The following is a 24,731-nucleotide window of genomic DNA, read 5'->3' as shown; positions in this document are numbered from 1 at the left end:
ATAAAAAGGAGTAATTCGTGTTTGCGTTGGGGGACAAAAACACGAATCCTTTTAAAAACAAAAAAATATGGTACAAGAATTAACAGAAGATAATTTACAAGTTATTGTAGATGGTAATAAAAAAGTAATTGTACAATATTCTGCAACTTGGTGTGGAAACTGTAGAATTATGAAGCCAAAATTTAAAAAATTGGCAACAGAAATGGACAGTGTTAAGTTTGTAATTGTTGATGCAGAAAAATTTCCAGAAAGTAGAAAGTTAGCAGATGTAAGTAATTTACCAACATTTGCAATTTTCGAAAACGGAGAGAAGAAAAATCAAGCACAAACAAATAAGTTTGATGTTTTAAAAGACTTAGCAAACGAATTGGCTTAAAAAAAATGAAATTACCAGTAATTAAGCACTTAACCAATTTTATCGAAGAAAACGACCAAGATTATGTTTTAGAGACCATCGAAACTTTGGAAGCTTTAACAGAAGTTTCGTCTTTAAAAGATGAAGAATTAGATGTTATTGGCGAATTAATCTCTAATATGTATGGTGCTATAGAAGTAGATAAAATGGTAAAAAACGGTACACCAAAAAAGGAAGCATTAAATGCTTTTATGAATCGTGTTTTAGGTTCTATTGATCATTAATTTTACCGAACATCAATAATAAGAGGGGGTCACAAAAGTATTAGAATTTGTCATTTCGACGGTAATAAAGAAATCTTATTTGTTGAATTTCAATATTTTAGATTTTTTGATAACTTCGCAAGCTACTTTCAATCAGAATATATTTTGATTTTAGGAATGCTTAAAATGACAACTAAATTTACTTTCGAGACAACCTCTTTCTCGTTTACAGAAACTTGTTTATGATACCATTTCTTGTAATGATACCAATTGTGCTACAACTTGGTTTCCTCTAAAAATAGCGCCCTCCATATAACCACCATAGCTTGGCGAAGTTTCGGAACCTGCAATAATTAATTTATTGTTTATATATTTTTTTTGATAAATAGGATGCCCATTATTAGAATGTGGACTTAAAAATTGCTGATTATTAAAACTTAACAGTGGTTCTTTATGCCATACTTTTTCTTCGTAGCAAATGTAGTTTTTGCCTTCTTTGCCGAAAAATTTAAAAAGCTGTTTGCTTATTTTTTCTTCTCTGTAGGCTTTTGTTTCTTTAGATAAGTTGTTATTTAAAAAACCCATTAAAGCAAAGGTTTTGTTTTTAAAATTGGTATGATCGTAAATTTCTGTAAACGGCCCTACATTACTAAAACCAACACCAGATAAACCTTTCTCTTTCCAAAAAGGAGTTTTGTAAACGAGACCAAATTTTATGGAATCTTTCATCCATGTATGAGTTTTATTGGCAATGTTTTTTAAATGATGATTTATTTTAGGAATAAATTTTACGGTATTTACCAACAATTGAGGTGGAATTGTAGAAACCACAACATCTGCTGTAAATTCGGCATCTTCAGTAATTACTTGTACAGATTTTTTTTGATTGATAATTTGCACTACTTTTTGATGAAGATGTAGCTCTTCCGAAGAAAAAGAAAGCGCCAATTTATTTACAATTGTAAAAGTACCACCCACAATTCTATAACTAATTTCTTGGTTTGGCGGAAGTTTAAAACGTTGAGGTTGGCTTGCACTTGTAGCTTCAAACAAAGCATCGCCATTTATATTTTGTTCAAATAAAGAAATTTCTAATTCTTTGCAGAGGTTTAATAATTGCTTATTGTATCTCCAAAGCCAGGTTGCTCCTAATTCAACTTTTGTTTGCTGGCTAATTTTAGTGTAAATTCTACCTCCAATTCTGTCGTTAGCTTCTAAAATTTTAATTTGAAAACCTAATTTCTTCAATTTAAAACCTAGATACAAGCCAGAAAGCCCGCCACCAATAATTAGTACTGTTTTGCTCATAAAATCAAAGATAAAAAAAAGGCCAGATTATTTTCGAATCTAGCCTTTTGTAAACTCATTTATTTTTTTGCTAGTTTCTACCAGCCATTACACCACCATCTACATCTAAAATAGTTCCTGTAATCCAAGAAGCATTGTCTGAAAGTAAGAAAACGATGCTGTTTGCAATCTCTTCTGGAGATCCATTTCTTCCTATTGGATGAAAGCCATTAAAACCTTCTAAGGCTTTTTCAGCTTCATCTTTTCCTCCAAAAACTCCATGATATACAGGTGTGTTTACAACTGCTGGAGAAACTGCATTTACTCGAATTCCAAAATCTGCCAATTCCATAGCCAAGTGTTGTGTTAAAGAATGCAAACCTGCTTTTTGCATAGAATATGCAGAAGAAGGCGTCGCTTTTACAGCTTGTTTTGCCCACATAGAACCTACACTTACAATAGATCCCGAATTATTTTCTTTCATTTTTTTAGCAACAGCTTGTGTAATAAAAAAGAAACCACGGTTTAAGTCTAAATAAGAATCGTACTCTTCTACAGTATGGTCTAAAAATGGTTTTGGACCAAAAATACCAGATGCATTTACTAAAAAATCTACTTTTTCTAAACCATTAATGGTTGAAATAAGTTCGTTTACATCTGCCATATTTGTAATACTTGCTGTATGTTTTATCAAATTAGCTTGGTCTGCAATTTTATCGGTATTTCTACCAACTACGTGCACAGTTGCACCTTCGTTTAATAATTGGTTTACGGTTGCGTTTCCAATTCCACTGGTTCCACCAACTACGATGGCTACTTTGTTGTTTAAATTACTCATAATTTTTATTTATTTACATTATTAATTATAAGACAGACAAGTCTGTCTTTTTGAATTCAAAATTTTTTTAATCTATTATTTTTTTACACAAATGTATGGCAGATTTTATAGGCCAATCGTTTTGGTGTAAATAGCTTTCTGCAACAGCACTCTCATACAAAAGGTATATTTGTTTAGATAAAGAGGCAGTTTCTTCTTTGGTTTTGTTGGGTAAATTTTTTGAGATGATTTCTTCTATAAATTCTAAAAAATCTTTTTTCTGTTTCTGAATTTCGGAACGAACTTTTACATTTTCTTTTGGCAATTCAGAGATAGTATTAATACACCAGCAACCGTTAAATTTGCTGTCGTTATAAAACAATTGCAAAAATTCTAAAATGGCAATAATTCTTGGGATACCGTTTTCTTTTGATGATATAAAATCTTTTATCAGCCTTAGAAAAGCATCGTTTTTATAATTTAAATAAGAAATACAAATATCTTCTTTAGATTTAAAATGATTGTACAACGTTGCTTTTGCAATGCCAGCTTCAGAAATAATTTCGTTAATACCCGTTAGATTGTATCCGTTATTGTAGAATAAATCTGACGCAGTTTTAATGATGTGAGTTTTAATTTCTGAATGTTTCATGCTGCAAATATAATATAATTTTTTAAAAACAGACAGGTCTGTCTGTTTTTTATTAAGACGTAGATTCAAGTACCAAGTGCAAGTTTTTGATTTTGGTTAATAAATTGATAAAAAACCTCTTTAGGGGTTCTGTATCCTAACTTTTTTCTTGGTCTATTATTGAGTTTGTTTACCGTTTCAAAAATATCCTTTTGTTTGACATTATCCAAGTGTTCATTTTTTGGGAAATATTGTCTGATAAGTTTGTTCGTATACTCGTTAAGTCCACGTTCCCAAGAGCTATAAGGGTGAGCAAAATAGACATCACAATTTAATTTTTCTGCTATTTTTTTATGTCCTGCAAACTCTTTTCCATTATCATTGGTAATTGTTCGAACCCATTTTTTATGTGGTGCTAAAGTGTTTATAGTCATTTTTGTAATCATATCTGCTTTTTTTCCTGTCACATTTTCAATCCATAAAAAACTAGAATAGCGATCTACAATGGTTAATAAAGCTCCTTTATGGTCTTTTCCTATAATTAAATCAGATTCTAAATCACCTACTCTTTCTTTGAGTTCTACAATTTTTGGACGTTTTTCTATAGACACTTTATCGGGTATTTGTCCTCTATTGGATTTACTTCCATACCTTTTTTTATATTTTTTTTGACCTGTTCGTAGTTCTTTATAAAGCAATCCTCCTTGTCTTTTATCTTGCCAAACATATTGGTAAATTCGCTCGTGAGAGACCATCTGTATTGCTTTAAGTTTACACCAACCAACTATCTGTTCTGGAGACCATTGAAATTTAATCATTTTTTCTTTGATTATTTTTTTCATTTCCGTTGAAAAAATAGTCTTATAATGGCCTTCTTTTTTACGCTCATCAGCTAATTTTTGTGCGTGTTTAGCACTATAAGTCCTAGGTTTTGAGTTCCTTTTCAATTCTCTATAAAAAGTACTTTCATTAATACAAAGTGATTTAATAATCTCTTTTTTACTAATTTTTGCCTTAAGCATTAATTCTATTGAGTACCTTTGTTCGAAAGTTAATTGTTTGTAGTTCATATCACAAATCTTTGACTTTTTTTGGACTTTTCCTAACGGGGTAAAACCCGTAGGAAAATCCTATCAAAAACTTGCACTAGCATTTGAATCTAGGAGATAAATTATATTTTTTGCAACCATTTCTTAAAATTTCGTTTTTGCATTATAAATTGCGCCATATCTTTACCCCATAATTGGTAAGAAAGTTTAGATGGGTGTATGCCATCGCTAAAGAAGATATTAGCATTGCTTTTTAAATGGTATTTTTTTGCCCAACTTTTTAAAGTAACTATTTTATTATTGTAAAAAACTCTTTTTCTTTTTTTTACTTTTTTTTGAAGTTTTTCTCCGAAAATTTCAACCAAGTTTCCAATTACAAATTTTATTGTTTTAGTAAACGCAGGAAATTCTTTAATAGGTGGCATATTTGTAAAATAAATGGGTGTTCGCGGAAATTTTTTCTGAAGACTTTTAATTAGTTTTTCTATATTTAGCATTACTAATAATGGAGAATTTAATTTAAAAGCATCATTTCCACCCAAACCGATTACAATAAGATCTGCGTTAGATTCTACAATTTTTGGCACTAATTTTTTTGTAATTTGTTTTGTTGTGTAACCACTTCTAGCATATACGCTCCATAGAACAGATACTTTACTTTTTTCTGAAATTTCTCTAACAAGTGCTCCTGTAAATCCGTTTTCGTGAATATCTACACCCACTCCAGCAATGGTGCTTTCTCCAAGAACAATAATTTTTAAAGTTTTTGAAGAATTTGCTTTTAGATAGCCTTTTGGTTTTACAGCCTCTGGTAATCTAGGTATTCTTTTACGAATTTTTTTACTTTGAATTAGAAGAACAGGAAGCAAAGGAAAAGAAATAATACAACCAAAAATATATTTAAAACTCATATTGTATCTTTCTTTTTTTCTTGATTTGCCTTTTTAATAATTGCTTTTAAACGTTCTTTATGAAGTTGTTTTTCGAGTTTTACTTTATTAATTTTTTGCTTTATTAACTTAGTGTGTTTCGCTTTATTAACCGTATTTTTTGCTTTCCCTTTTTTAGGCATTTGCTAATATTAAGATGTTTTTCTTACAAAAGGTTAAAATACATTTTTTTTGGATGAAATAAACAGCTCATTAACGATAATGAATATTATTTTTCTTTAAAATTCTACTATCTTCGTTTTTTAAAATTTAAAGAGAATGTCTAGAAGTTTAAAAGAGTATGTAATTATTGGACTAAAAGGAATGGCTATGGGTGCAGCAGATGTTGTACCAGGAGTTTCTGGAGGTACCATTGCATTTATATCTGGTATTTACGAAGAATTATTAGGTTCCATAAGTAAAATAAATTTCGATTTATTTAAAACATTAAGAAAAGAAGGGGTTGCAGCAGCTTGGAAACAAGTAAATGGAACATTCTTACTATCGCTTTTTATTGGAATTTTTATCAGTATTATATCATTAGCAAAAACCATTAAATGGTTATTAGAAAACGAACCTGTTTTGTTATGGTCTTTCTTTTTTGGTTTGGTGTTGGCGAGTATTATTTACATCGTAAAACAAATTAAAAAATGGAATGTTGTAGCCGTTTTGGCGCTTATAGGTGCAGCTTTATTAGCTTATTATGTCACAACATTAAATCCTTTAGTTAGCGAAAATTCCTCTTTATTATTTATGTTTTTAGCAGGAGCCATTGCTATTTGTGCAATGATTTTACCAGGAATTTCTGGAGCATTTATCTTAGTTTTGTTAGGTGCTTACAAACCAATTTTATCTGCTGTAAACGATAGAGATTTAAAAACCATAGCCGTAGTTGGTTTAGGAGCAATTGTGGGTTTATTATCTTTTTCTAAAATTTTAAAATGGATGTTTGCAAACTATAAAAATATAACTTTAGCAATGTTAACAGGCTTTATAATAGGTTCTTTAAATAAAATTTGGCCTTGGAAAGAAACACTTACTTGGCGAACAAATTCTCATGGAATCGAAGTGCCTTTAAAAGAACAAAGTATTTCTCCTTTTCATTTCGATGGAGATCCACAAATATTAATGGCGGTTGTTTTGGCTTTAGTAGGTTTTGCACTAATTTTAATTATGGAGAAATTAGCGGTAAAAAAAATATAAATGCAAAAAGAAAGAACTTTTCTACAAAAAACGAACCTTTTTTTAAAAGGCTTGGCAATGGGAGCTGCCAATAAGGTGCCTGGCGTTTCTGGTGGAACGGTTTCTTTTGTTTTTGGTTTTTATGAAGAATTAATTTATTCTTTTCGAAAAGTAAATTTAATTGCATTAAAGTTACTGCTAAATGGAAGATTTAAAAGTTTTTTTAGATATACCAATGCCCAATTTTTGTTGCTAATAATGGCTGGAAGCATTTTTAGTTACTTTAGTGTTTCGTTGGTTTTAGACTATTTTTTAGAACATTACGAGCTGTATGTTTGGAGTTGGTTTTTTGGAATGATCATTGGGTCTATTTATTATATAGGAAAAGATTTTGGAGAGTGGAATCTAAAAAATACAATCTCATTAATTATAGGAGCTTCTGTAGGCATAGGAATTAGTTTTTTAACACCTGCTGGCGAAAATGACAATCTTTGGTTTGTTTTTATTTGCGGAATAATTGGCGTTTCTGGAATGACTTTGCCAGGACTTTCAGGTTCTTTTATCTTAATTTTAATGGGGAATTATGTATTACTTTTAGTAGATTCTGTAAACGAACTACTTTTTGTATTGACCAACTTAATTTCTGGAAACTTCGAGGTATTGTCTAACCCAGAGAAAATACGATATTTAAAAATAATTAGTGTTTTTACTTTCGGTTCTGTATTTGGTTTGGTGTCTATTTCTCATGTTTTAGGGTATGTTTTAAAAAGGTGGAATACGATTGTAACAGCTGTAATTATTGGTTTTATAACGGGCTCTTTAGGAATTGTTTGGCCGTGGAAAAAAGCAGTTTATGTAACGAAAAATGGTAATTTTACCTTAGACAAAAGTGGGCATAAAATTATTGAAAACTATCGAAGATTTATGCCAGATTTTTCGAACTCAGAAACCTGGTTTGCTATTTTGTATATTATTATAGGAATTGCATTAATTCTAATTATAGATTATTATGGAAGAAAGAAAAAATAAAACCTTCGGACTTTTAGGAAAAGAGATTTCTTACTCTTTTTCTCGTGGATATTTTACAGAGAAATTTAAAAATTTAAATCTCACAAACTGTAAATATGTAAATTTCGACATCCCAAAAATAGAAGATTTTCCAAGCATTGTTAAAAACGACGATAGTATTTGTGGTATTAATGTTACAATTCCTTACAAAGAAGAAGTAATTGCTTATTTAAATAAATTAGATACAACAGCGAAAAAAATTGGCGCAGTAAATACCATTAAATTCACCAAAAGAGGCAATTTAAAAGGATACAATACAGATGTTGTTGGCTTCGAAAAATCGATTGCTCCATTTTTAAAAAAGCATCATAAATTTGCGTTAATTTTAGGCACTGGAGGAGCTTCTAAAGCAGTTGCTTTTGCGTTGAAACAAAATCATATAAAATATAAATTTGTTTCCAGAAATCCTTCTAATAAAAAAGAAATTTCTTATCAAGACCTAACAGAAGAAATAATTAATAAATATACTGTTATTATTAATTGTACCCCTTTAGGAACTTCACCCAATGTAAATAAATATCCAGCAATACCCTATCAACATTTATCTGAAAAGCATTTGTTATACGATTTAATTTACAATCCAGAACTTACTGTTTTTTTAGAAAAAGGAAAACAAAGAGGAGCAACTGTAAAAAATGGATATCAGATGTTAGAAATCCAAGCAGAGGAATCTTGGGCCATATGGAATCAAGGTAAATAATTTAATACTGTTATTTGCGAATATAGTAAGTTGTCTGTATCTTTATAGAATAATAATAGATATTATTTAAGAGAACTTAAACATTGTAGATATGTTAGATAAGAATGAAGAAAACGTTGAAAAAACGGAAGATAGTACAGAAGAAGTTGTAAATGAGACTTCAAAAGCAGAAGAACTAGAGACTTCTAAAGAAATGAATGAAGTTGAAGAACCTCATGAAAAAACTGTTAAAGAAAATAAAACAGAGGTTTTAGAGGTTGCTGATAAAGTTAAAGAAACAACAGAAAAAGTTGTTGAACAAGAAAATAACGAAACAAATGAAGCTGTAGATGAAATTGAAAAATCTGTAGCAGAAGAAGCAGAAAATAATAATTCTAAAGAAGAAGAAACCCCAAAAGTAGATTATTCGAAAGCAACTTTAGAAGAATTAGTAGTAGCCCTAAAAAAGGTAATTGCTAACAACCCTGTTCAAAAAATAAAATCTCAAGTAGATGCCATTAAAAATGCTTTCAATCAAAAATTTGGGGCATTATTAACCCAGAAAAAAGAAGCTTTTTTAGCAGAAGGAGGCGATTCTATCGATTTTAAATTTTCGAGTCCAATAAAAATCGAATACAATGCATTACTTTCTAGCTACAAAAAAGAAAGAGACGCCTATTATAAAGATTTAGAAAAGCAATTAAACGAAAACTTAGAGAAAAGATTAAAGGTAATTGAAGACTTAAAAACGTTAATTGAAGACGCAGATACCGCTACCATGTATAAGCAATTTAGAGAATTGCAAGATAATTGGCGAGCAATTGGTCCGGTTTCTAAAACTCGTTATAACGATACTTGGAAAATTTACCATCATCATGTAGAACGTTTTTACGACTTATTACATTTAAGCAACGATTTTAGAGATTTAGATTTTAAAAATAATTTAGAAGAAAAACTTAAAATTATAAAACAAGCAGAAGCATTAGCAGAGCAAGAAGATATTACAGTAGCTTTTAAAGAATTGCAAAAATTACACAAAACTTGGAAAGAAGATATTGGGCCAGTTTCTAGTGAAATGCGAGAAGAAATTTGGCACAAATTTAGTGTTGCAACTAAAAAAATACACGATAAACGTCATCAATATTTTCGTGAAATGCGCTCTAAATATCAAGAAATTATCGACAAAAAATTAGAAATTATAGAAGTTTTAGATAATTACGATACCTCTAATAATAAATCGCATAAAGATTGGCAAGAAAGTATAAAACACGTAGAGCAATTAAGAAAATTATACTTTAGTGCTGGTAAGTTACCTTATAATAAGAGTGAAGAAGTTTGGCAAAAGTTCAAAGCAGCTACTAAAAAATTTAATAGCGCAAAAAATCTTTTTTACAAACAAGAAAAAAGTAGCCAACAAAAAAATCTAGAAAAGAAACTGGCATTAATAGAAATTGCAGAATCTTTTAAAGATAGCGAAGATTGGCAAATGGCTACAAATGCAATGAAGAAAGTGCAAGCAGATTGGAAAAAAATTGGTCATGTTCCAAGAAAATTTTCAGACGATATTTGGAAAAGATTCAAAGCTGCTTGTAACCATTACTTCGATAGATTGCATGCACAAAAAAATGCAATAAGTAAAGAGCAACAGGCTGTAGTAGATGCTAAGAAAGCATTTTTAGAGGCTTTAAAAGAGAAAAAAACACATACAAAAGAAAGTGTTTTAGAAGCCATAAATACTTGGAAAGAATTAGGTGCCTTGCCAAGAAACGTAAGACATTTAGAAGCTAAATTTAGTAAGCAAGTAGATAAAATGGTAGAAAACCTGTCTTTAGATAAGCAGGAAGTAGAAATGCTAAAGTTTACCAATTCTTTAGATAGTTTAGTTGCCAATAAAGATTTTAGAAAATTAGATTCCGAGCAAATGTTTATTCGCAAGAAAATAGACGAATTAAATAGAGAAATTTCTCAATTAGAAAACAATTTAGGCTTCTTTTCTAACGCAAAAGCAGACAATCCTTTGGTGGCAAATGTAAAAAAGCAAGTAGAAGAATTTAGAACAGACTTAGAAATCTGGAGAGAAAAATTAGAATATTTAAAAAATTTAGATTATTAATACATTGTTGTTATTAGGTAAATTAGAAAAACACATAATTTACACTAAAAACAAAACCAGTAAGAACTCTAAATTCTAATAATTATTTAGTGTTGTAATAAACACAACCAATTTATAATTTAAAAAATCGTGTTAAATTAAATTTTAACGATACTTGCCTATTACAAGCAGAGTTAAAAAAAAGAAGTTTTAAAGAAGTTAACGCTTACTAAAATTTTGTGTAAATTATAATCATACCATTGCGCATTTTCTAGAATTAACATTTTGGTTGATAAGAAAATAATTTACTACAATTAACATTTTGGTTAACTTTTTTCATATATATTTGGAAAATCAAATTGGTTAACCAATTTAAACTGGTTTAACGAAGTTTATAATATATATATATACCATTCTCGGGATTTTTTTAATTTTTATAGGACTAGTATATAATATTTATCTAAAGAACAAGAATAGTGTAAAATAATAATATCTTTTAGTATATCAATTACTTTTTATCAGAAGAATCTCTAACAATTAATGTTGCGTTTAAAATTATTTTATTCAAATTTTGCTCGATATTTTCAGTATCAACATATGTTAAAAACCTTTTAGCAGCTTGTTGTCCAATTTCTGCACTGTGTTGATTTACACTTGTAATTGTTGGCGAAACCATATCCGTAAAAGGTTCGTTACCAAAACCCACCAAAGCAATCTCATTAGGAATCGAAATTTGTTGCTCTTTTAAAACCTGCAAAGCGCCCAAAGCAGCGTAATCTCCAGCAGCATAAATAGCATCAGGCTTTTCTTTCAATTGTAATAGTTCAAGCATTTTTTCTCTTCCGTCTTCAATTGTTAAACCGCTTTCTGTAAGCAACTCATCATCTAAAGGTAAATTGTGTTTTTTTAGCGCATCTATATAACCACGAATTCTGTTATTATAAATTCTAGTACGTTTATAACCTCCAATATGTGCAATTCTTTTACAACCTTTCGCCACCAAATGCTCAATAATTACATGGCTGCTGTTATAATCGTCTATACCAATATAATCTACATTTAAATTGTTTTCTCCTCTGTCAAATAAAATTAACGGAATTCCTTTCGATTTAACTTTTTCATAAGCACTTAAATCTACAGTTTCATTAGCCATAGAAGCAATAATGCCATCAACCTGTGTAAATAATAAAGCATCTATACAGTCGCTTTCTTTTTTAAAAGATTCGTTAGATTGTGTAATAATAATGTTATAACCTTCTTTATTTAATACTTCTTCGATATTTTGAATTACAGAGGAGAAAAAATTACTATTTGTTCTCGGTACAATAACGCCTACCAATTTAGATTTTCCACTTCTTAAAGCACTTGCCAAGTGATTGGGTTGATAATTTAAGTTTTTTGCCACTTGTTTTACGGCTTTTTTCGTTTTATCGCTAATTCGAGAATCGTTATGCAGTGCTTTAGAAACGGCTGCTGCAGAAATATTTAACACATTTGCAATATCTTTTATGGTTGTTTTCTTTTTTTTCACGAATTTTATATATATTTGCTTAAACGTTTAAACAAATGTAATAACTTTGTTTATATAAATCAAAATTTCAGCAATAATAAGAGGTTTTGATTTTATTTTGCTAATTTGCTTAAACGTTTAACTAAAATTCAATAATAGATTAAAATTCAATAAAAATGGGTAAAGTAGTAACTTTTGGAGAAATTATGTTAAGGTTATCTCCACAAGGATTTTTAAGATTTTCGCAAGCAAATAATTTTGATGTTGTATATGGTGGAGGAGAATCTAACGTAGCAGTTTCTTTAGCAAACTATGGAGTAGATGTTGATTTTGTAACACGTTTGCCAAAAAATGATATTGGTGAGTGTGCGATGATGGAAATGCGTAAGCGTGGTGTAAATGTAGATAAAATTGTTTGGGGTGGAGATCGTTTAGGAATTTACTTTTTAGAAACTGGGGCAGTTTCTCGTGGTTCTAAAGTTGTTTACGACAGAGCACATTCTGCAATTGCAGAAATAGAATCTGGAATGATAGATTGGGATGCCGCTTTTGACGGCGTAGAATGGTTTCATTGGACAGGAATTACACCCGCCATTTCACAAGGTGCTGCAGATGTTTGTTTAGAAGCTGTGAAAGCTGCAAGTGCAAAAGGAATTACCATTTCAACAGATTTAAATTATAGAGCAAAACTTTGGAAGTTTTGCGATGCTGCCCACAGAGAAAAAATCATGACAGAATTAACTTCCTATTGTGATATTGTTTTAGGAAACGAAGAAGATGCAGAGATGCACTTTGGTATTAAACCTGCAGGAATTTCTGTACAAACAGAAGGGCATAACGTAAAAGCAGAAGCATTTTTATCGGTTTGTGAGCAAATGATGGAAAAATTTCCTAGATCTAAAAAAGTAATTACAACTTTAAGAGGTTCTATTTCAGCTTCTCACAACACTTGGGCAGGTGTTTTGTATGATGGTAAAACACTGTTTCAAACACGTCAATACCAAATTACAGATATTGTAGATAGAGTAGGTGGAGGAGATTCTTTTATGGGTGGATTAATTTACGGATTGTTAAAATACCCAGAAGACGACCAAAATGCTTTAGATTTTGCAGTAGCGGCTTCTTGTTTAAAACACACCATTAAAGGCGATGCGAACTTAGTAACGGTTGCAGAGGTAGAAAAATTAATGGGTGGAGATGCTTCTGGTAGAGTAGCAAGATAGAAAAAAGTGTAATTGTTTAATTGTGTAACTGTTTAAAAGTTGCATTGATTTACAATTACACGATTAAACAATTTAACAATTACACAATATTATGGCACAATATACAAGATTAGAAGTAGCACAAGTAATGAAAGATACAGGAATGGTTCCTTTATTTTTTCATAGTGATTTAGAAGTAAGTAAAAAAGTATTAAAAGCTTGTTACGATGGTGGCGCTCGTTTAATGGAGTTTACTGCAAGAGGAGATTTTGCACACCAAGTTTTTGGAGAATTAACAAAATACGCAATTACAAACTTACCAGGAATGGTTATGGGAGTAGGGTCTGTAACAGATGCAGCAGCAGCTTCTTTATACATGTCTTTAGGCGCAAATTTTATTGTAACTCCCGTTTTAAGAGAAGACATTGCCATTGTGTGTAACCGAAAAAAAGTCTTATGGTCTCCTGGATGTGGAACCTTAACAGAAATTGCAAGAGCAGAAGAATTGGGTTGCGAAATCGTAAAATTATTTCCTGGCGATATTTATGGCCCTCAATTTGTAAAAGGCATTAAAGGACCACAACCTTGGACCAGCATTATGCCAACAGGTGGCGTTTCTCCAACCAAAGAGAATTTAGAAGGCTGGTTCAATGCAGGTGTAACTTGTGTTGGAATGGGCTCTAAATTAATGTCAAAAGACGCAAGTGGGAATTTTGATTATGAGAAAATAGAAAATAACACAAAAAATGCTCTAGATATTATTAAATCTTTAAGATAAATATGCACTCTTATACTACTTTTTAAATAAAGAGGTTTTAGGCTGTTTTCGAGATTATTTTTTTAGAAAAAATCAATTTAAAACCAAAGTATAATCAATATCTGCGGGAGACAATATTTTTTCTTTTTCGGTATTTTTAATTCCCAAAAGTGTTTTCAACTCATTTATTTCATGAAGGTCAAAAACTAAGATTAAATTTTGATGAAAGGTTTGTACGGGTATTTTTCTTCTTTGTGTTGTACAAGCGCTAAAATCTAACCAATAATCGATATCGATTTTAGAAATATATTCTTTAAAGTGATTTAATTGTTCTTCATTAAATTGAAAAAAGATATTATTGTAAACAAGATTGTAGATTTTACAACGTGTACACATCGTAATTTCTCCGTTTTTTACTCTCGATATAACTTTTGTTTTTTCGAACATAATCTATTTTTTTAGTAACAGTTTGTTTTAATTACGCCATAATCTTTTAAGTTTTTAATACTTAAATTTAATTTTTCTTTGGCAATTTTATCTATAACAATTTCTACTCCTTGTTGCATTTTTAAAGAACCACATATTAGAATGCAATTTTGGTTTTGCAGCGTTTTAGCAACGAATTCAGTTTTCTTTTCAAGAAGGTTTTGAACATAATTTTTTTCTTTTTTTTCTTGTGAATACGCAATGTAAAAAGAAGTTAGCTTTTTGGTATCTAAAGCTTTAGTGATGTATTTGTTATAAATTTCAAAAGATTTTGGGGTTCTTCCGCCCCAAAATAAATGAATTTTAGTTTTCGAATTTTCTAGAATCATCCCTAAAAAAGGGGCAATTCCTGTTCCATTTGCAATAAGAATTACTTCTTTTGCTTTTTTAGGCAAATAAAAATGTTTATTTTGTTTAATAACTCCGTTTACAAAATCGTTAATTTGTAGTTGTTGTAAATAGTTAGAACATACTCCATATTCGTGCTTTTTTACACTTAATAAAATGTACTTATCGATTTTAGCAATAGAATATAATCTACTTTTATTTTCGTTTTTTGGAGTAATAGAAAGCACGTCTCCAGAAACAAATTTTGTTTTGCAATTGGGTTTTAAAAAAATTAAAAAAGTGTTGTCTTTATTTACATCAGTTTTTTTTAAAACACTAAATTTTACTTCTTTTTCTGAAGTTTCTACTACATCTTCTTCATTAATTTTTAGCGAGAGGTTATTTAAAACACTCCATTCATTTACCCAATTTTTAAAAGATTGCATATTTCGATGATTAATTTTAATTAAAGTCATTTGAGGAATAAATTTTGGATGAATTTGTAAAGAAGCGTGCACAAAAATTGCAAATTGGCAAAACGCTGGGTATTCTTTAGAGCCAAAACCTACAACAGTATATTTTAACAACCTATTTTGTTGAACAGTACCTATTAATTTTATAAACTTATTTGCATTTGTTGGTGGTTCTCCATTTCCATAAGTGGCCGTAAAAATGACGATGTTTTTTGCTTTTTTATAAGTTTTATAATTGTTTAATTCAGCAATAAAAACCGTTTTATTTATTTTTAATAATGCGTTTTTAAAAGCCATTGCAAAGCGAATTGTACTTCCTGTTTCAGAACCAACTAAAACGATATATTCGGCTTTATTTGGTAGTATTTCATTTTTTAGAGCAACGAACTTTTTTCTTCTACTTACTGTTATCGAAAATCCCGAAAAGATAAAAAACAAAATGGCAAAGCAAGTTAATAATAAAACGATCGACCAAATAATAGTGCCTTTTCCCGTATGCAAAAACAAACTATAATAAGTGCCCAAAGAGAAAGAGCTTAATTTTTTTTCACATATAATTTCTCCACTATATTGGTGAATTGCCAATTCTTTATCGCGAAGTTTAAGTAAGAAATAATCTTCTTCATTAGAAGAAAAAGGGAATTCAATCTTTTTTACTTCATTTAAATATGTCGTTTTAAAAACATTAAAATCTGCTACTTTTACATGTTTCGTTGTTGTTTTTTGTACAATTTCTTGGCGAGGTTTTTTATCTTTTGGTAACAAAGAAAATTTTTCTAAAGACAGGTAAGCTCCAGTTAAATTAATAATTATTATAGGAATTAAGGCATATCTTCCAACAATAATGTGGTAATACTGCTTGCTGTTTTCTTTGGTAATTTTCGAGAAAAATTTACAAGCTCCACCTTGTCTTCTTATAATTAAAAGAACCCCAGTTACAGCAATTAAAAAGAGTAAAAAAGAAACAAAACCAATTAAAAAACGTCCTGTAGATTTTAAAAATAAAGATCGATGTAAATTTGTTGCAAACTCGAAAATGGCTTTTTTTTGAATGATTTTACCAATTTTTAAACCCGTTTTTGGGTTGATGTAAAACGTTTTGTTTTTTCCATTTTTTGTTATTACGGAAGTCGAAACAAAATTATTTTCGTCAATTTCTATTTCAATTACTTCTTTATATTGCTTTTCTAAAGCAGTAAGGGTTTCCGAAATTGAAATTTTATTAATATTTTCTACATCAAAAGGTTTTAGTTTATTTAAAATAGGCTCAAAAGCTAAAATTATACCTGTAATTGAGGTAATTATAATAAATAAAGCTGTAGAAATTGCCAGTATTAAATGGCTATATCTCCAAATAGAAATTGTCATTTAGTTTTATGTGATTATAAACCTTTTTGTACAAACTGTACAAAAAGGTCTTAATTAAAAAGTCTATTTATTTCACGAAAAGAAATTCTTTAGATTTCTACAAAAATTAGGAAATTTTTATTGTGGTAGCATTCTTACAAAACGGATAAATCCTTTTCCTGCGATTTTAGACCTTACATTTTCTGACGTGAATTCAAACTCAACATCGTCTTTGTAATATTCTTTGTCTTCTACTGCAGTTTCGAAACGAATTTTGTAACCTTTGTTTAATTTAGAATTATCGATTTTAATGATACTAACTGTTCTTTGTCCTCCACTAATTGTTGCACCCGTAATGGCATCTATATTGGTTCGTTTTTTACCTTGAAAATTCCACCATTCTGTAATATCAAAATACCAATCGTCATCATCTCCTTGTACATACAACGTTTTTTCATATTCGCCTTTTGGGTTTAGCAAAGAAACAACTACATAAGCGCCTTCGCCTGCATAATTTTTCATTTAAATCATGCACTTGTAGCGAGAATTATCTGTACGATTTTTAAAACTGAAGAGTGCCGTTATCAACATTAAAAAAAGAGGAACTATTATAAAATGTTTTCTTGTTTTCATTTTTAATTTTTTATAAATGATTCTACAATAGCATTTATTTCATTTTCTTTTACAACCTCATTAGAAAACAAATGCTTGTACAAAGGCTTATTATCGACTTTTGTTTTTAAACTTAAATCGGTATTTCTGCCATAAATTTCGCTCCATTTATTTCTAACGAACTGCCATTTATTCGCATTTGCAAGCCACCATTCTTTTGCAGGTTTGCATCTACTATCGGGTACTTTTTTATATGTGTTATAGCCTTTTTCTTTTGCAATTATAATATCATTTCCATTTTTGCGAAGTATTTTGCTATTGTCTTGGTCATGCACCCAACCATCATTGGTAATTTCGTGTCTGTTTCCTCTTAAAGTAATATTGTAATCGCTTCTTTTGGTGTACTCTCTTCTTGGTAATGGAGCAGGTGTTTGGTTTTCCCAATAACTTTTTCCATCTACATGAACCCAGGTTGCAGAGCCTTCGTAACGTGGGCTATCATCTACTTGATATACTTTTTGGGTCCATTGTTTTTTTACATCTTTCTTGCCTTTTTTATCAAAAACCCAATGATTATCTCCATTGTACATATAAAACTCTCTATTTTGGTACAACCAATCTTGTCGCCAATGTTTTACAATTTTTGGTTTTGTAGGGTTGCCAACCTGTAATATATGTTGAATTGAAATTTTGTTGTTTTTATCTTCAATTAAACCAGCCCATTCTAGTGCTTTACTAACTTTTGTTTTTGAAGGTATATACGTAGAATCTTTCGTATAATTAAAAGTTTCTGCAAAATTAAAAGTAACTTCAAAACAACCACACATTTCTTTAATCGCATTGCGATCTTTTGTTTTTTTGCTTTGAGCATTTACAAAAATTGCAAGAAGAAATAAACTTCCTAAGAATAATTTTTTCATTTTATAATTTGTTTTAATTAAAATTTTTTTGACAAAAATATAAAATTTATTTAGACTTAATAAAAATAAGATAATATATTTGCAGAAAATTATTAAGAATGTTTCTAAATAGAGTTTTGTTTTTCTTTTTTTTATCGGCAACTATTTTTAGTTTCTCCCAAGAAAAAGTAGGGGAAAAAGATACTGTAAAAGTGAATGCTTTAGACGAAGTAATTGTTACAGCAACAAGAACTGTTAGGCAATTGTCTTCTTTGCCAATGCCAGTAACTTTAATATCAAAAAAGCAAATTCAAAAATCGGGTGCAACCAGGTTAAAAGATATTCTACAGGAACAAACAGGAATTAATTTTGTAACTACCCATGGTGGTTTTACAGGAATACAAATGCAAGGTTTGGCTGCAGAATATACAATGATAATGATTGATGGAGCTCCTTTAGTGGGTAGAAAATCGGGCAATTTAGATCTAAATAGAATTAGTATAAATAATATTAAACAAATCGAAATTGTAAAAGGGCCTTCTTCTTCTTTATATGGTTCAGAAGCTTTAGGAGGTGTTATAAATATCATTACAGAAAAGCCTAAAAAGGAGACTTTAAAAGGTAATATTAGCTATTTTTTAAGTGCAGGTTCGCAAGACGAACTAGATATAAATACCAACTTTTTATACAGAAAAAAACGGCTTGGTCTTGTTGCAGGAATAAACTTAAATTCAAGCAGAGGTTTCGATTTAAGTCCAAAAACGCCTTACAAAACAACAGAAGCATATCAAAATTATACAGGAAATTTAAAACTAACCTACGATTTTTCTGATAAATTAAAATTTTTAATATCGCAAAGATATTTTTATGAATCACAAACTAAAAACACCTTACAAAGCGATTGGAATGCTTATATAGAATTGCATCAAAAAATAAACAGAGTTTGGAGTATCAATTATTCTTTCTACGCGACCAAATTTAAGACCGAAAGCAAATTTAATGAAGAACTGTCTAAATACAATCAAACTTTATTTCGTCCAGAAATTAGAGTTTCTGCAAAATTTAAAAACAATTATTTAATAAGCGGAGTTGGGTTTAATTTAGATGCTTTAGAGAGAACTTTTTTTGAAGGAAAGAAAACTTTTAATGCCAAATATGTTTTTGCACAATACGATTTTCGTCCATTTCAAAAAATAAATACGATTATTGGTGCTCGTTTAGACCATCACAATCAATACAAATCGGCCTTTAGTCCAAAAATTTCTTCAACCTATAAAATTAACGATTGGTTACAATTAAAGGGCTCTGTGGGATATGGATTTAAAGCACCAGATTTTAGACAACTTTTCTTCAATTTTAACAATACTGCTGGTGGCTACGTAGTTTTAGGAGTTAAAACCTTGCACGAATTGTATGGTACCGAATCTAATGTACAAGCAACTCCCAAAGATTTAAACCCAGAAAATTCGATTGGATACAATTTTGGTTTCGAAATAAAACCCATTTCTAACTTAAAAATCTCTATAAATGGCTTTAGAAATAATATTAAAGATTTAATTAATGCGGTAGCTTTAAAAGGAAGTTTGCCAAATTTAAATACAGGAACTACAGTTTTTTATTACGAAAACAGAAACCAAGTTTTTACACAGGGAATCGAGTTGGATTTGAATTATAAAATTTCAAACAATTTTAGATTTATTGGTGGTTATCAATTTTTAGTAGCAAAAGATAAAGAGGAGATTCATAAAATTAAATCAGGTAAAATTTTCTTTCGAAAAACGCCATCATCACCTTCAGAGGTATTAAAACCTGCAGATTATTTTGGGTTATCGAACCGATCTAAACACACCGTAAATGCAAAATTATTTTATCAAAATTTAGAACATAATTTTTCTGCAAACCTACGAGCTATTTTTAGAGGTAAATACGCGCTTTTCGACACCAATAATAGTCAAGGTATTATAGATGTTTATGATGATTTTGTTGCAGGAAACACACAAGTAAATATAGCTATGGAAAAAACTTTTTTCAATTTATTGAATGTACAATTTGGAATAGATAATTTATTTGATGAAAAAGGTTTATCTAACAGCGAAAAATTTAAAAATAACGATGCGGTTTTATTATTAGGAAGAAATTTTTACACACGAATACGGTTCAATTTATAGAGAAAAAGAGTTTTTAAACACAAATAATAATCAATTAAACAATTAACAATGAGAAATTTAAAATCAATTTTAGCAATAGCTTTTGTAGCTATTTTAGTAAGTTCTTGTAGTAAAAACGAGGAACTAAGTTTAGAGCCCGTAGTTTCTAAAAAAGCAACAAACATTCATGCTCCTGCAACTTCAGATAGAAGTGTAAATCCGCCTGTAGAGTCTGGAGAATTTACAAAATTTAGTTTTAAAACAGGAAAAGTAGTTACAGATAATAGTTGGGACATTGCCTTTAGAGCAACTAAAATTATAGTAAATGGTGGCACAAAAATAGGTTTAGCAGATGAACCTGAAAGAACAGAAAACGCAGCTTTAGCTTTAGAAACAGGCACTTTTGCTAGTATTTTAGAGGCTCCAGCAGAAGCAAACTTTAAACAAGATACTTCTGAAACGTATGCTTTACCAACAGGGAGTAATAATGGTTGGTATTCTTATTCAGGACCTCCATTACATGAAATTAACCCTATTGCAGGAAAAGTAATAATTATAAAAACAAATGATGGGCATTATGCAAAAATGGAAATTTTAAGCTATTATAAAGACAATGATTCTTCGAACCCTAAAAATGCCAGATATTATACCTTTAACTATGTATATAACCCTAATAAAGGAGATAAAAGTTTAGAATAATTAATTCACTTTTTAGGCATAAATATAATACCCATTCATTTATTTTGAGTGGGTATTTTGTTTGTTTGATATCTTCTTTTTGTAGAAAGATAGCAAAAATATAATACTATTTATGATCCCAAAAAGAACCTTCTTCTTTAAGTTGTTTTTCAAATGTTTCTAATTCGTAAAGTAGTTCAGATGTTTTTTCTGGTTGTTGTTTGGCAACATCAATACGCTCTCCCAAATCTTTTTCTATTTGAAATAAGAGAGGCTTTTCTTTTGATGCCTCAAAACCGTAATTGTTGTTCGTTTGCGAGGCTATTCGAGTATGGAGTTTCCAAGGTCCTTTTCTTATTGCAGATGGTAAATTATCTGCATAATTATAAAAAAAGGTAAATGTTTCGGATTGGTTTTCGTATTTATTGGGCATTAATTTGTAGCAAATATTGCGTCCATCAATAGTTCTGTCTTTGGGTAAGGCTACACCAGTTATATGAAAAATGGTAGGTAAAATGTCTAAAGTACTTACAGGCATTTGTTCATTTCTATTGCCCTTTATTTGCGCAGGCCAGCTAATAATTCCTGGCACACGATGTCCACCTTCCCAAGTAGATCCTTTTCCATCACGAAAAGGGGTAGCATACCCTACTTGCAGTCGGGTATCTCCATATTTTGTATCAGATTGATTGCTAAATTTAATCCATGGACCGTTATCCGAAGAAAAAATTACAATCGTATTTTCTCTAACACCAGTATCTTCCAATGCTAGTAAGATATCACCAATAGAAGCATCTAACTCTTCCATAACATCACCCAATTTTCCATTGAGCGATTTTCCTTTATACGAATCACTTACAAAAAGACCTAAATGTGGCATGTTATAAGCGATATATGCAAAAAAGGGATTGTTTTTATTTTTTTTGATAAAATTAATTGCCGCTTTTGTGCATGCACCTGTTAGTGCTTTTGAGGCTTTTTCATTTGAAGGTAAATTTTCGGCGAGTATTTCGTATCCAGGTATCAAGCTATTTCCTTTATGACTGCTTTTTAAAAACATAGCAGTATCGTAATCGTGAGATACATTAGTGCCAACCCATTCATCAAATCCATGGGCTAATGGCAATGCTTTGGGCGTAAAATTGTTTCTATTATTAGGGGTTCCAAGATGCCATTTACCAAACATACCTGTTTTGTAGCCAATAGATTTTAATCCATCAGCCATTGTTATTTCTTTTTCATGGATATGTTTTTTCGAATCAGGACCAATTACCCAAGAGCCCAGTCCAGAACGCCCAGGATAACGGCCAGTTAATAAAGAATAGCGAGATGCAGAGCACGCAGGAGAGGTTACATAAAACTGTGTAAAATTAATACCACTTTGTTTTAATGAGCTAATATTTGGTGTTTTTATGGTAGGGTTGCCATTGTGTGCATAATCGCCATAACCACTATCATCTAGGTAAATAATAATTACATTGGGTTTTGTACTTTTATCTTGTTGTGTATTTTTACTACAGCCAGTTGATAAAAACAGTGTAAGAAACACAAAAAGTAGTGGTGTTTTTGATTTTAGATTTCTACAAGTACCTGCACCAACAACAGTAATTAATTTTTTTTTAGAGAAAGTTTTAATTGTTTTTTTAAATTTTTCTCAAATGCCATGGCAATAGCATCTAATGAGACGATTAAAACAGTTGGTACGAATCTTAATTTTTTTAATATCTTTCTTCGTGTCCAGTATTTCATAATTAATTAAACGATTTAAAATTTTAATCGAAAAGAATTTTTCAAGGCGCTAGCTCGAGGTTTGCGTTGAAATTGTTATTCCCGTGAACAATGTACGACTAAAATACAATTTTAGTCGTACATTAACATAACGGTTAGACGATTTAATAAATTTGATGCAAGTTTTAAGCTAATTTATTCAAGTTTCCTCTCTGTGCTAAGGTTTTAAAATCTATTGTAAAAGAAAGTCGCAAATGTGATTCCGTAAAGGTGGCTTTTAACCAAAAAAGCATTTTATTACAGGATTTGATAAAGAATAATCTTTTAATATTCTCTGATTTAGAAAAGGAGAAAATTAAAAGAGAACAGTTACAATTACAACTGCAAAAAACCAACCAAAACCTTCAGAAAATGGTTAAACGCAAAAATAACGGTTTGATATACGGAACAAGTGGGGTTGCTATTGGTGTTATTATCACTCTGTTAATCTCTAAATAAAAAAACCTGCATCGGCTCAATGCAGGATTTTTGTAATTAAAATCAAGTAGAACTTGAGAGCCTATATTGTGTCAGCACACTTTCTAATTCTATCTGCTAAATCATAAAGTCCATTTCTTAATGTTTCTTTTTCGATTTCTGAAAATTCCACATCAGAGCCATTTCCATCTTTGCCATTCATTTTTTGGCTCAACCAACTTCTCGATTTGCCAAAATACTTTGTGGATATACTCGCCCATTTTACATCAACTATAATATCCCATAGTTTCTGTTGCATTGTTACTTTCTGTTTTACTGTTTCCATATTTCTAAAATTTAGCCACCCTTTCGGGTGGCATTGATTATTAATCTGTTAATTCATCTACCAAAGTATCAATATAAACTTCTAATTGCTTTGACCTTGGATAGGTTTTTTTGTAGTTTCGAATGGTACTTATTAATTCCCATTCTAATTCTGTTAATTCTACTTGCATAATAGTATGATTTTAATTACAATGTAAAGATATTAAACATTTGTTTAATAAGCAAATATTTTGGTGGTTTTTTTAAAAAAAAAGAGTAAAAAAACCACATTGTAAAGAGGTGGTATAAATTGCTATGAAAAAGAAAGTATAAATATACTGAATTATTTTAAAATGTCTGACCAGTCGTCAACTTTATAATAACCCGTAGATTCAAGTACCAAGTGCAAGTTTTTGATTTTGGTTAATAAATTGATAAAAAACCTCTTTAGGGGTTCTGTATCCTAACTTTTTTCTTGGTCTATTATTGAGTTTGTTTACCGTTTCAAAAATATCCTTTTGTTTGACATTATCCAAGTGTTCATTTTTTGGGAAATATTGTCTGATAAGTTTGTTCGTATACTCGTTAAGTCCACGTTCCCAAGAGCTATAAGGGTGAGCAAAATAGACATCACAATTTAATTTTTCTGCTATTTTTTTATGTCCTGCAAACTCTTTTCCATTATCATTGGTAATTGTTCGAACCCATTTTTTATGTGGTGCTAAAGTGTTTATAGTCATTTTTGTAATCATATCTGCTTTTTTTCCTGTCACATTTTCAATCCATAAAAAACTAGAATAGCGATCTACAATGGTTAATAAAGCTCCTTTATGGTCTTTTCCTATAATTAAATCAGATTCTAAATCACCTACTCTTTCTTTGAGTTCTACAATTTTTGGACGTTTTTCTATAGACACTTTATCGGGTATTTGTCCTCTATTGGATTTACTTCCATACCTTTTTTTATATTTTTTTTGACCTGTTCGTAGTTCTTTATAAAGCAATCCTCCTTGTCTTTTATCTTGCCAAACATATTGGTAAATTCGCTCGTGAGAGACCATCTGTATTGCTTTAAGTTTACACCAACCAACTATCTGTTCTGGAGACCATTGAAATTTAATCATTTTTTCTTTGATTATTTTTTTCATTTCCGTTGAAAAAATAGTCTTATAATGGCCTTCTTTTTTACGCTCATCAGCTAATTTTTGTGCGTGTTTAGCACTATAAGTCCTAGGTTTTGAGTTCCTTTTCAATTCTCTATAAAAAGTACTTTCATTAATACAAAGTGATTTAATAATCTCTTTTTTACTAATTTTTGCCTTAAGCATTAATTCTATTGAGTACCTTTGTTCGAAAGTTAATTGTTTGTAGTTCATATCACAAATCTTTGACTTTTTTTGGACTTTTCCTAACGGGGTAAAACCCGTAGGAAA

The 24,731-nt window shown here is 30.1% G+C and carries 26 protein-coding genes; 11 read left to right on the top strand and 15 right to left on the bottom strand.

Features of this window, described 5'->3' with window-relative positions:
* Positions 1 to 67: 67 nt before the first annotated feature.
* Both JL193_RS03720 and JL193_RS03715 read left to right on the top strand, forming a co-directional pair.
* On the top strand, positions 68 to 376 hold the full coding sequence (locus tag JL193_RS03720) for a thioredoxin family protein (protein WP_207972545.1): 309 nt from the start codon (positions 68 to 70) through the stop codon (positions 374 to 376).
* Between the two features lie 5 nt (positions 377 to 381).
* Positions 382 to 639 (top strand): DUF6952 family protein, encoded by a 258-nt coding sequence (locus JL193_RS03715; protein ID WP_207972544.1) that lies wholly within the window; start codon positions 382 to 384, stop codon positions 637 to 639.
* 219 nt (positions 640 to 858) lie between these two features.
* On the opposite strand, the gene JL193_RS03710 is transcribed toward JL193_RS03715, so the two are convergent.
* The 6 genes from JL193_RS03710 to JL193_RS03685 form a co-directional block, all read right to left on the bottom strand.
* Complete coding sequence (locus JL193_RS03710) at positions 859 to 1,926, bottom strand: flavin monoamine oxidase family protein (RefSeq protein WP_207972543.1); 1,068 nt, start codon at positions 1,924 to 1,926, stop codon at positions 859 to 861.
* Positions 1,927 to 1,996: 70 nt separating this feature from the next.
* Positions 1,997 to 2,743 (bottom strand): SDR family NAD(P)-dependent oxidoreductase, encoded by a 747-nt coding sequence (locus tag JL193_RS03705; protein ID WP_207972542.1) that lies wholly within the window; start codon positions 2,741 to 2,743, stop codon positions 1,997 to 1,999.
* A 67-nt stretch (positions 2,744 to 2,810) separates the two neighbouring features.
* Positions 2,811 to 3,374 carry a TetR/AcrR family transcriptional regulator gene (locus JL193_RS03700; RefSeq protein ID WP_207972541.1) on the bottom strand — a complete coding sequence of 188 codons (564 nt, stop codon included), beginning with the start codon at positions 3,372 to 3,374 and terminating at the stop codon, positions 2,811 to 2,813.
* A gap of 65 nt (positions 3,375 to 3,439) precedes the next feature.
* A complete protein-coding gene (locus tag JL193_RS03695) occupies positions 3,440 to 4,423 on the bottom strand; it encodes an IS30 family transposase (RefSeq protein WP_207970543.1) in 984 nt (327 codons plus the stop codon).
* 101 nt (positions 4,424 to 4,524) lie between these two features.
* On the bottom strand, positions 4,525 to 5,313 hold the full coding sequence (locus JL193_RS03690) for an SGNH/GDSL hydrolase family protein (RefSeq protein ID WP_207972540.1): 789 nt from the start codon (positions 5,311 to 5,313) through the stop codon (positions 4,525 to 4,527).
* Positions 5,310 to 5,474, bottom strand: coding sequence for a hypothetical protein (locus tag JL193_RS03685; protein ID WP_207972539.1), 165 nt, complete (start codon positions 5,472 to 5,474; stop codon positions 5,310 to 5,312). The genes JL193_RS03690 and JL193_RS03685 overlap by 4 nt, the downstream gene beginning before the upstream one ends.
* A 136-nt stretch (positions 5,475 to 5,610) precedes the next feature.
* On the opposite strand from JL193_RS03685, the gene JL193_RS03680 reads away from it, so the two are divergent.
* The 4 genes from JL193_RS03680 (at position 5,611) to JL193_RS03665 (ending at position 10,373) form a co-directional block, all read left to right on the top strand.
* A complete protein-coding gene (locus JL193_RS03680) occupies positions 5,611 to 6,534 on the top strand; it encodes a polyprenyl-phosphate transporter (protein WP_207972538.1) in 924 nt (307 codons plus the stop codon).
* The gene (locus JL193_RS03675; RefSeq protein ID WP_207972537.1) at positions 6,535 to 7,542 is read left to right on the top strand and encodes a DUF368 domain-containing protein; all 1,008 of its coding nucleotides are present in this window, start codon (positions 6,535 to 6,537) and stop codon (positions 7,540 to 7,542) included. It begins immediately after the preceding gene.
* On the top strand, positions 7,523 to 8,281 hold the full coding sequence (locus JL193_RS03670) for a shikimate dehydrogenase family protein (RefSeq protein ID WP_207972536.1): 759 nt from the start codon (positions 7,523 to 7,525) through the stop codon (positions 8,279 to 8,281). Before JL193_RS03675 ends, JL193_RS03670 begins: the two co-directional genes overlap by 20 nt.
* A gap of 91 nt (positions 8,282 to 8,372) precedes the next feature.
* Positions 8,373 to 10,373, top strand: coding sequence for a DUF349 domain-containing protein (locus tag JL193_RS03665; protein ID WP_207972535.1), 2,001 nt, complete (start codon positions 8,373 to 8,375; stop codon positions 10,371 to 10,373).
* A 487-nt stretch (positions 10,374 to 10,860) separates the two neighbouring features.
* Here JL193_RS03665 and JL193_RS03660 read toward each other — a convergent pair whose 3' ends face one another.
* Complete coding sequence (locus JL193_RS03660) at positions 10,861 to 11,883, bottom strand: LacI family DNA-binding transcriptional regulator (protein WP_207972534.1); 1,023 nt, start codon at positions 11,881 to 11,883, stop codon at positions 10,861 to 10,863.
* Positions 11,884 to 12,038: 155 nt separating this feature from the next.
* Here JL193_RS03660 and JL193_RS03655 point away from each other — a divergent pair, with 155 nt between their 5' ends.
* The gene (locus tag JL193_RS03655) at positions 12,039 to 13,085 is read left to right on the top strand and encodes a sugar kinase (protein ID WP_207972533.1); all 1,047 of its coding nucleotides are present in this window, start codon (positions 12,039 to 12,041) and stop codon (positions 13,083 to 13,085) included.
* Between the two features lie 91 nt (positions 13,086 to 13,176).
* The gene (locus JL193_RS03650) at positions 13,177 to 13,842 is read left to right on the top strand and encodes a bifunctional 4-hydroxy-2-oxoglutarate aldolase/2-dehydro-3-deoxy-phosphogluconate aldolase (RefSeq protein WP_207972532.1); all 666 of its coding nucleotides are present in this window, start codon (positions 13,177 to 13,179) and stop codon (positions 13,840 to 13,842) included.
* 72 nt (positions 13,843 to 13,914) lie between these two features.
* Here the strand turns inward: JL193_RS03650 and JL193_RS03645 are convergent, their stop codons facing one another.
* The 4 genes from JL193_RS03645 to JL193_RS03630 form a co-directional block, all read right to left on the bottom strand.
* The gene (locus JL193_RS03645) at positions 13,915 to 14,268 is read right to left on the bottom strand and encodes a DUF6686 family protein (RefSeq protein WP_243456824.1); all 354 of its coding nucleotides are present in this window, start codon (positions 14,266 to 14,268) and stop codon (positions 13,915 to 13,917) included.
* 11 nt (positions 14,269 to 14,279) lie between these two features.
* Positions 14,280 to 16,475: a PepSY domain-containing protein gene (locus JL193_RS03640; protein WP_207972531.1), complete on the bottom strand. Its 2,196-nt coding sequence runs from the start codon at positions 16,473 to 16,475 to the stop codon at positions 14,280 to 14,282.
* A gap of 117 nt (positions 16,476 to 16,592) precedes the next feature.
* Positions 16,593 to 16,976: a DUF2271 domain-containing protein gene (locus JL193_RS03635; RefSeq protein WP_437440082.1), complete on the bottom strand. Its 384-nt coding sequence runs from the start codon at positions 16,974 to 16,976 to the stop codon at positions 16,593 to 16,595.
* A gap of 113 nt (positions 16,977 to 17,089) precedes the next feature.
* Positions 17,090 to 17,986 carry a DUF6607 family protein gene (locus tag JL193_RS03630; protein WP_207972530.1) on the bottom strand — a complete coding sequence of 299 codons (897 nt, stop codon included), beginning with the start codon at positions 17,984 to 17,986 and terminating at the stop codon, positions 17,090 to 17,092.
* Between the two features lie 98 nt (positions 17,987 to 18,084).
* Between JL193_RS03630 and JL193_RS03625 the strand changes: the two genes are divergently transcribed.
* Positions 18,085 to 20,133, top strand: coding sequence for a TonB-dependent receptor plug domain-containing protein (locus JL193_RS03625; RefSeq protein WP_207972529.1), 2,049 nt, complete (start codon positions 18,085 to 18,087; stop codon positions 20,131 to 20,133).
* A gap of 48 nt (positions 20,134 to 20,181) precedes the next feature.
* Entirely contained in the window at positions 20,182 to 20,811 is a 630-nt protein-coding gene (locus JL193_RS03620; protein ID WP_207972528.1) for an HmuY family protein, read from the top strand.
* Between the two features lie 106 nt (positions 20,812 to 20,917).
* Here the strand turns inward: JL193_RS03620 and JL193_RS03615 are convergent, their stop codons facing one another.
* Positions 20,918 to 22,339 (bottom strand): sulfatase family protein, encoded by a 1,422-nt coding sequence (locus JL193_RS03615; RefSeq protein WP_207972527.1) that lies wholly within the window; start codon positions 22,337 to 22,339, stop codon positions 20,918 to 20,920.
* 449 nt (positions 22,340 to 22,788) lie between these two features.
* On the opposite strand from JL193_RS03615, the gene JL193_RS03610 reads away from it, so the two are divergent.
* Positions 22,789 to 23,016: a hypothetical protein gene (locus tag JL193_RS03610; RefSeq protein WP_207972526.1), complete on the top strand. Its 228-nt coding sequence runs from the start codon at positions 22,789 to 22,791 to the stop codon at positions 23,014 to 23,016.
* Positions 23,017 to 23,077: 61 nt separating this feature from the next.
* Here JL193_RS03610 and JL193_RS03605 read toward each other — a convergent pair whose 3' ends face one another.
* The 3 genes from JL193_RS03605 to JL193_RS03600 all read right to left on the bottom strand — a co-directional run bounded on the left by JL193_RS03605 (position 23,078) and on the right by JL193_RS03600 (position 24,674).
* Positions 23,078 to 23,293, bottom strand: a complete 216-nt coding sequence (locus JL193_RS03605) for a DUF5053 domain-containing protein (RefSeq protein ID WP_243456823.1) — start codon at positions 23,291 to 23,293, stop codon at positions 23,078 to 23,080.
* 67 nt (positions 23,294 to 23,360) lie between these two features.
* Positions 23,361 to 23,489, bottom strand: a complete 129-nt coding sequence (locus tag JL193_RS17380) for a hypothetical protein (RefSeq protein ID WP_302849916.1) — start codon at positions 23,487 to 23,489, stop codon at positions 23,361 to 23,363.
* A 201-nt stretch (positions 23,490 to 23,690) separates the two neighbouring features.
* Positions 23,691 to 24,674 (bottom strand): IS30 family transposase, encoded by a 984-nt coding sequence (locus tag JL193_RS03600; RefSeq protein ID WP_207970543.1) that lies wholly within the window; start codon positions 24,672 to 24,674, stop codon positions 23,691 to 23,693.
* Positions 24,675 to 24,731: the final 57 nt, after the last annotated feature.

Origin of the sequence: Polaribacter batillariae (assembly GCF_017498485.1) — a bacterium.
GTDB classification, from domain to species: Bacteria; Bacteroidota; Bacteroidia; order Flavobacteriales; family Flavobacteriaceae; genus Polaribacter; species Polaribacter batillariae.
The sequence above is the reverse complement of the archived record's forward strand: the minus strand, read 5'-3'. Positions and strand labels throughout refer to the sequence as shown.

Bases quoted from the DNA above. Each gene is read 5' to 3' on its own strand.
- JL193_RS03720 (WP_207972545.1), top strand. From the start codon at position 68: ATGGTACAAGAATTAACAGAAGATAATTTACAAGTTATTGTAGATGGT.
- JL193_RS03715 (WP_207972544.1), top strand. From the start codon at position 382: ATGAAATTACCAGTAATTAAGCACTTAACCAATTTTATCGAAGAAAAC.
- JL193_RS03710 (WP_207972543.1), bottom strand. From the start codon at position 1,926: ATGAGCAAAACAGTACTAATTATTGGTGGCGGGCTTTCTGGCTTGTAT.
- JL193_RS03705 (WP_207972542.1), bottom strand. From the start codon at position 2,743: ATGAGTAATTTAAACAACAAAGTAGCCATCGTAGTTGGTGGAACCAGT.
- JL193_RS03700 (WP_207972541.1), bottom strand. From the start codon at position 3,374: ATGAAACATTCAGAAATTAAAACTCACATCATTAAAACTGCGTCAGAT.
- JL193_RS03695 (WP_207970543.1), bottom strand. From the start codon at position 4,423: ATGAACTACAAACAATTAACTTTCGAACAAAGGTACTCAATAGAATTA.
- JL193_RS03690 (WP_207972540.1), bottom strand. From the start codon at position 5,313: ATGAGTTTTAAATATATTTTTGGTTGTATTATTTCTTTTCCTTTGCTT.
- JL193_RS03685 (WP_207972539.1), bottom strand. From the start codon at position 5,474: ATGCCTAAAAAAGGGAAAGCAAAAAATACGGTTAATAAAGCGAAACAC.
- JL193_RS03680 (WP_207972538.1), top strand. From the start codon at position 5,611: ATGTCTAGAAGTTTAAAAGAGTATGTAATTATTGGACTAAAAGGAATG.
- JL193_RS03675 (WP_207972537.1), top strand. From the start codon at position 6,535: ATGCAAAAAGAAAGAACTTTTCTACAAAAAACGAACCTTTTTTTAAAA.
- JL193_RS03670 (WP_207972536.1), top strand. From the start codon at position 7,523: ATGGAAGAAAGAAAAAATAAAACCTTCGGACTTTTAGGAAAAGAGATT.
- JL193_RS03665 (WP_207972535.1), top strand. From the start codon at position 8,373: ATGTTAGATAAGAATGAAGAAAACGTTGAAAAAACGGAAGATAGTACA.
- JL193_RS03655 (WP_207972533.1), top strand. From the start codon at position 12,039: ATGGGTAAAGTAGTAACTTTTGGAGAAATTATGTTAAGGTTATCTCCA.
- JL193_RS03650 (WP_207972532.1), top strand. From the start codon at position 13,177: ATGGCACAATATACAAGATTAGAAGTAGCACAAGTAATGAAAGATACA.
- JL193_RS03645 (WP_243456824.1), bottom strand. From the start codon at position 14,268: ATGTTCGAAAAAACAAAAGTTATATCGAGAGTAAAAAACGGAGAAATT.
- JL193_RS03640 (WP_207972531.1), bottom strand. From the start codon at position 16,475: ATGACAATTTCTATTTGGAGATATAGCCATTTAATACTGGCAATTTCT.
- JL193_RS03635 (WP_437440082.1), bottom strand. From the start codon at position 16,976: ATGAAAAATTATGCAGGCGAAGGCGCTTATGTAGTTGTTTCTTTGCTA.
- JL193_RS03630 (WP_207972530.1), bottom strand. From the start codon at position 17,986: ATGAAAAAATTATTCTTAGGAAGTTTATTTCTTCTTGCAATTTTTGTA.
- JL193_RS03625 (WP_207972529.1), top strand. From the start codon at position 18,085: ATGTTTCTAAATAGAGTTTTGTTTTTCTTTTTTTTATCGGCAACTATT.
- JL193_RS03620 (WP_207972528.1), top strand. From the start codon at position 20,182: ATGAGAAATTTAAAATCAATTTTAGCAATAGCTTTTGTAGCTATTTTA.
- JL193_RS03605 (WP_243456823.1), bottom strand. From the start codon at position 23,293: ATGCAACAGAAACTATGGGATATTATAGTTGATGTAAAATGGGCGAGT.
- JL193_RS17380 (WP_302849916.1), bottom strand. From the start codon at position 23,489: ATGCAAGTAGAATTAACAGAATTAGAATGGGAATTAATAAGTACCATT.
- JL193_RS03600 (WP_207970543.1), bottom strand. From the start codon at position 24,674: ATGAACTACAAACAATTAACTTTCGAACAAAGGTACTCAATAGAATTA.